General features: G+C 73.9%; 4 protein-coding genes. All 4 read right to left on the bottom strand.

Annotated elements, in window-relative coordinates:
• Positions 1 to 79 precede the first annotated feature (79 nt).
• A complete protein-coding gene (locus tag ACWGIU_RS26330) occupies positions 80 to 1,534 on the bottom strand; it encodes a WXG100 family type VII secretion target (RefSeq protein ID WP_453709732.1) in 1,455 nt (484 codons plus the stop codon).
• On the bottom strand, positions 1,531 to 2,076 hold the full coding sequence (locus tag ACWGIU_RS26325; RefSeq protein WP_453709730.1) for a hypothetical protein: 546 nt from the start codon (positions 2,074 to 2,076) through the stop codon (positions 1,531 to 1,533). Before ACWGIU_RS26325 ends, ACWGIU_RS26330 begins: the two co-directional genes overlap by 4 nt.
• A 168-nt stretch (positions 2,077 to 2,244) precedes the next feature.
• On the bottom strand, positions 2,245 to 4,533 hold the full coding sequence (locus ACWGIU_RS26320; RefSeq protein WP_453709734.1) for a xanthine dehydrogenase family protein molybdopterin-binding subunit: 2,289 nt from the start codon (positions 4,531 to 4,533) through the stop codon (positions 2,245 to 2,247).
• 53 nt (positions 4,534 to 4,586) lie between these two features.
• The coding region (locus ACWGIU_RS26315) for a (2Fe-2S)-binding protein (protein WP_453709728.1) at positions 4,587 to 6,277 on the bottom strand (1,691 nt) is incomplete at its 5' end.

The following is a 6,277-nucleotide window of genomic DNA, read 5'->3' as shown; positions in this document are numbered from 1 at the left end:
CGGCGACCCCGGCCAGCAGCAGACCCACCAGGGCCGAGGTCGCCTTGCGCATGCGCATCCCGTGCAACGTCCGTTCTGCTCAGTCGATCACCGGCGGGACAACACGACGGCTGCCCTGCCAGGTCTCTTCGTCTTCGGCCAGGTAGTCGGGGCGTTCGCCCCGCTGCTCGTCGCGCCGCTTGCCCGGAGTCTGCGTCCTTGCACCCGCGTGCCCCATGGCACCCGCGCCCGCGCCACCCGCGCCGTTGCGCACGAGGCCCGAACCACCTTGGGTGAACGGCTGACCGCCCGCAATCGGGCGAGAGCCCGCACCCGGCTTCCCGCCGACGATGCCTCCCGACTCCGAGGCAAGTCGACGACCTGCCGCGAAGCCGTTCTGGCCGCCTCCGGGCCCCATACCGCCTCCCATGCCACGGCCGACGTGATTGCCTTCGCCGATGACGGTGCCGCGCGGGAGGCCCGGGCTGGGGCTGGTGCGCGCCACCTGACGACCACCCGTGATACCGCTGTCACGCGGGGGCATTCCCGGCGTGCCGAGGCCCTTGCCGCCGGGAGGAGGAGTGGTTGGGCCGCCCAGTCCCGGGTAGGGGCCGAGGCCCGGAGGACCGGTGAGGCTGGGCGGCTTCATGCCTCGGACCGTCGGGAAGCCGACGGGCGGGAGGACGGGCCCAGGAGTGGGGCTGACGGGACCAGTGGGCAGCGGTCCGGGCGCGGTCGTCACCGGAGGCACGGTCCGGTCCGGAAGCGTGCCAACGGTGTCGAGGTCGACGCCCACCTCGCGGTCCGGAGTCGACGGCATCGGCACCGGCGGAACCGTGCTGTCCGGCTGCTGCGGACGGCTGGTGACCGATCCGGGGTCACTGGAGGACGTACTGTGCGACGACCCCGTCGTCGTGTACGACGAGCCTGTAGAGCCGGCTCCGCTGCCAGACTCTCCCCCAGGCCTGGCCATTTCTCCAGAGTCGTAGTAGCCCGGCGGCACAAGCACATTCGGCGGAGGCGGAAACGTCGGGGGCTTCACAGCCTCTATGTGCTGCGTGGACTTCTCGTACGACCCGGCCAGCTTGGTCATCGCGTCGACGGCCCGCGCGTGGTCGCCACTCAGCTTCGACCAGGCCTCCTGGCCCATCTTCACCGCGTCCGGGTCGTTGTGGTACTCGCGGGACGTCGCGAGGTTCTGCTTGAGGGTCGCCTCCGCGGACGCGCTGTACATGGGCATGTCGCCCGCGCCGTACGTGGTCGGCGCGACCTCGCGCATGATCTGCGCCGTCTCCGCCATGTACTTGCCGCCGTTGGCGCTGTATTTGGCCAGCTCCAGCGTGGCGCTTCCCGTCTGGTTCACCCAGTTCTGGAAGGCGTCGGCCGCTTCGCCCTCCCAGCCCTTGACCTTGTGGTCTTTGAGCTTGCTCCCGATCTCGTCGATCGTCGTGGCGGCGTTGGTCAGCAGCGCCGAGCAGTCGTAGACCTTGTCCGGGTTAATCGCAGCGATCATGCCGTACAGCTGTGCGTGCGTAAGGCCCTCAAACTCGCTCATCCGACGGCACCACCCTTCTTCGTCGCGTTCGGCTGCGGCGTGTTCGGCGTGGCCGGGGGGCCGCTGTCGGCCTTCTTGTCCGCGTACGGGTCGCGTTCCTCGATGTACTGGTCGTGGGCCTGCTTGGCAAGGAGGGCCATGCGCCGCTTCGTCTCCTCGTCCACCTCGCTGTAGCCGCCGTTCGCGGACTGGATCGCGATGCCGAGAGCCTCGATCTGCACCGCCAGCCCCTTCGACAGGTTCTGCAGCTCTGTGTGGACGGTGTTGTAGGCCGTGTAGAGCTTGTCGGCCTGAGCGAAGCCCTTGCCCAGGGCCGACGTCGGCAGCGTGCCGTCGGCCAACTTCCCGTGATGGGCCGACGATTCCTGAAGCGTCGTCAGAAGTCCGTCCACCAGCTTTTGGTAGTCCTTCAATTCGTCGTACTGGACCCGCAGCACGGCAGCGCTAGCGCTGTAGGCCGCCCCCGCGATCGCGCCCATCGGGCCCGCGATCCCCAGTGTGAGGGCCGCTGCTACCTGGCTCGCCCCGTTGTCGTCTGCCACGTTGGCCTCCCCGACTCCCCGTCTTCCCCGTGGTCGCGGTGTCTGCGCCGCTCCCCGTCCCCGTTCGCACCCGTGTCCGCGCGTACGCGCACACCGATACCGATCACTCTAGCGACCGGTACCGACAGGCCCAAGTCCGGGGTTGCACGTGCAATGCGGGTCACACGGTCACGAGTTGGGCGTACCGACCGCCGCGGACGGCCTGATCGGCAGGCGGTTCACCGGGCGGCCGGTGGCCGCGCGGACCGCAGAGGCCACCGCCGCCGGGGTCGTCACCACGGGGACGGCGCTCGCCGCCTTCGCGCCGAACGGGGCCACCACGTCGCGTTCTTCGACCAGTTTGACGATGCGGACCGCCGGGGCGTCCAGCGCCGTCGGCAGGGCGTAGCCCGTCAGGTCCGGGTGGCGGATCAGGCCGGAGACCGAGCGGAGGTTCTCCGTCAGGGCCGCGCCCACGCCCTGGGTGACGCCCGCCTCGATCCGGGCCTCCAGCTGACGGGGGTTCAGGATCCGGCCCACGTCCTGCGCCACCGCGAGTTCCACGACGCGCACCGAGCCCAGTTCGATGTCCACGTCCACCACCGCGCGGATCGCGCAGAAGGCGAGGCCCACGAAGGCGTCGCCCTGGCCGTCCCCGTCCAGGGGTTCCGTCGGGTGGGGGCGGCACTGGGCCGTCGCCCAGAGTTCCTTGCCGGCCATCGCCTCCCCGACCGACATCGAGAACGCGCCGTCGTACGACGTGATGCGGCCGTCCTGGATCTGCAGGAGCTCCGTCGACATACCCAGCTTGTGGGCCATCGGCTGCAACAGCTGGGTGCGGACCATCTTGGCCGCCCGCTCCACCGCACCCCCGGACACCCACGTGTGGCGGCCGTGCGCCGACGGGCCGGCCGGCGGCTGGTCGGTGTCGACCGGGGCCATGGTGACCTCGTCGACGCCCAGGACCTCCTGCACGATCTGGCGGGCCAGCGTGGCGAAGCCCTGGCCGGTGTCGACGGCCGCGCAGATGACCGTGGCCGCGCCGTTGACCACCTTCACCGTGGCGGTGGACACCTCGTCGGTCCCCTCGGCTCCGAGCATGTGCACCATGCCGACGCCGTAGCCGACCCCGCGCCGTACCGCGCCCGGCTCGCCCGCGCCCTCGGGGCCGCCCGGCAACAGCCACTCGTCCTCGGGGGCGTCCTTGGGCAGGGCGGGCAGTTCGAAATCGCGGACCGCGCGCAGCAGTTCGGCCACCGGGGCCGGGCAGGTAACCGTCTGGCCGGTGGGGAGCAGGTCTCCCGTCGCCAGGACGTTGCGCATGCGCAGCTCGGCCCCGTCGATGCCGACGGCGGCCGCGAGCTTGTCCATCTGGCCCTCGTACGCGGCGCACACCTGCATGGCGCCCTCGCCGCGGACGTGGCCCGACGGCGGGTTGTTGGTGCGGACCGCCCAGCCCTCGACGAAGGCGTGCGGGACGACGTACGGGCCGCAGGCGAAGGCCACCGCCGCGGCCAGCGACTCGGAGGACGCGTCGGCGTACGCGCCCGCGTCCATCAGGATCTGTGCCTCGACCTTGACCAGCCGGCCCTCCGCGTCCGCGTGGTGGCGGTAGCGCAGCAGGGTCGGGTGCCGGTGGGTGTGGCCGAGGAAGGACTCCTCGCGGGTGGCGGCCAGTTTGACCGGGCAGCCCGTGCGCAGGGCGAGCAGGCCGAGCGGGAGCTGGAAGGCGGCGTCCTCGCGGTCGGCCGTCGCGCCCGGCACGCCGGTGACCACCACGCGCACACGGTCCGGATCCAGTCCGAAGCAGGCGGCGGCCAGGTCGCGGTCGGTGTGCGGGTCGGTGGACGCGGTGTACAGCTCCACGCCGCCGTCGGGGCGCGGCACGGCCAGCCCAGCCTCGGCGCCGATGGGGGCGGGGTCCTGGCGGCCGATCCGGTACAGGCCTTCGACCACGACCTCGCCGGTGGCCTCCGGGTCTCCGTAGCGCAGCGGGATGTGCCGGATCAGGTTGCCGTCGGGGTGCAGGGCGGGGGCGCCGAAGGACTGCTCGGGGTCGGTGACAGGGTCGAGGAGCTCGTACTCGACGGCGATCGCGGCGGCGGCGAGCCGTGCGGTGTCGGGGTGGTCGGCGGCGACGGCGGCGATGGGCTCGCCGTGGTGGCGTACGACGTCGTGCGCGAAGACCGGCCGGTCCGCGATGCGGCGGCCGTGGGTGGTGGCGCCGGGCACGTCGGCGTGGGTGACGACGGCGCGGACGCCGGGCATCTCGGCGGCGGCCGTGGTGTCGATGGAGAGGATCCGGGCGTGGGCGTGCGGGGAGCGCAGCACGGCGGCCCACAGGAGGCCCTCGGCCCACAGGTCGGCGGCGTACGGGAAGGTGCCCTCGGTCTTGGCGCGGGTGTCCGCGGCCGGGACGGAGGCTCCGATTCCGCGCGGGACCTGTGGCTCGGAGGCCTCGGAGACCGGGGGGGCCATGGCCGTCACCGTGGTGTTGACCGTTGTCGTCGCCGTCGCCGCGTCCTGCCCGCTCACGCCGTGCCTCCGTGGTGGATGCCGCCCTCGCCGGGCGCTGCCTGATGCGGGATGCGCGGCTCCGAGTCGCCTGCGCCTGCGCCCGCGCCCGTAGCCGCGGGCTCGGCGGCCGCCGCCCCGCGCTCGGCCACGACCTCGCGGACGGCGTCGACGACCCCCGCGTAGCCGGAGCAGCGGCAGAGGTTGCCGCACAGGGCCTGACGGGTCTCCAGCGCGCTGGGGGCGTGGTTGCCCTCCAGCAGGTCGTGGATGGTCATGGCCATGCCGGGTACGCAGAACCCGCACTGCACCGCACCCGACCTGCACAACGCCTGCTGGACGTCCGAGAGTTCCCCGTCCGTCGCGAGACCCTCGACGGTGCGCACCTCGCTGCCCGCGGCCGTCGCGGCCGGTACCAGGCAGGAGGCGACGAGCCGGCCGTCGACCTGCACGGCGCAGGCGCCGCATTCGCCCTGCGAGCAGCCGTCCTTGGCGCCGGCGAGGCCGAGCCGCTCGCGCAGCACGTACAGGAGGGATTCGCCGATCCAGGCGCCGGTGACGGGCCGGTCGGCGCCGTTGACGCGCAGGACGTAGGAGGCCGACGGGTGCTCGTGATGGGCGACGGCCCCGGCGGTCGCTTCTTCCTCGTACGTCGCCACCTCCGCCGGGAGACCTTCGCCGGTCCCCTCGTCCCGGAGCGCGCCCCCGCTGTCGGCGGTGTCCTCGGTCGGCGTGCGGTCGGCCGGGGGCTCCTGCGCGGCCGGCCCGGCCCCGTTGACGGGATCGGACTCCGGAGCGGCGGCGGGCTCCGCCGTGTACGCGGCTTCGGGCTCCGCCTCGTGCGCGGCTTCGTGCGCGGCTTCGTGCGCGGCCTCGTGCGCGGCCTCGTGCGCGGCCTCGGGCTTCGGCTCGGGCGCGTGGCCGAACGCGGTGAAGCCGTGGCCGTCGGTGCCGGCGGGCTGTGCGGGCTCGGCGGCCGGCGCCTGGGCGCGCACCCCGCCGAAGAGATCCAGTTCGGGGGAAGCGGCCGGCTGCGGCTCCGAGGCGGCGGCCGGGCCGGCGGGCGGCTCGGCGTACCCGGTCTGCTCCGCGTACCCGGCGTACTCCCCCTGGGGCGTGTGCCCCGCGTGCCCGGCGTACTCACCCTGGACCGTGTGCCCCGTGTGGCCCGCGTGGTCCGCGGCCCTGGCGCCCTCGGCCTGCTCCGCCGCCGGGCCGTGCGCGGCCTCGATGTCGTGCGGAGCCTGGTGCACCGGCTCGCCCTCCGGCAGGGCGGTGCCCACCCCGGGTCCGCCCAGCACCCGCGGTCCACGTCCCGCGGCGCCCACTCCGGGCCCGCCGAGCAGCCGCCCGGCGGCATGCGCGGTCGCCGCGGCGGCTGCCGAAGCGGCCGCGGCCTCGTCCGTTCCGGGCAGCACACCGGCAGCGGCACCGCTGGCGGCACCGGCGTCCGCGTCCGGGTCCCCGGCCGGCTGCTGCGTCAGGTACGCCCACGGCGCCGGGGCGCCGCCCGGCAGCGTCGCCGGGGCCTGGCTCCAGTCGGCGTCCAGAGCGCCCGGCCGGTAGTCGTTCGGCTGCTCGGGGAATTCGTCGAACCCGGGCACGGCCCACTGCCCGGTCGCCGAGCCGGCCTGCTCGGGCTCGTGCGCCGCCTCCGGGAAGCGCCACTCGGCCGTCGCGCTCGGATCGGTCACCGGCTGCTCCGGCT

This window comes from Streptomyces sp. NPDC054840 (assembly GCF_053611065.1).
The sequence above is the reverse complement of the archived record's forward strand: the minus strand, read 5'-3'. Positions and strand labels throughout refer to the sequence as shown.

Coding starts and splice junctions, on each gene's coding strand:
- ACWGIU_RS26320 (WP_453709734.1), bottom strand. CDS start 4,533: ATGGCCCCCCCGGTCTCCGAGGCCTCCGAGCCACAGGTCCCGCGCGGA.
- ACWGIU_RS26330 (WP_453709732.1), bottom strand. CDS start 1,534: ATGAGCGAGTTTGAGGGCCTTACGCACGCACAGCTGTACGGCATGATC.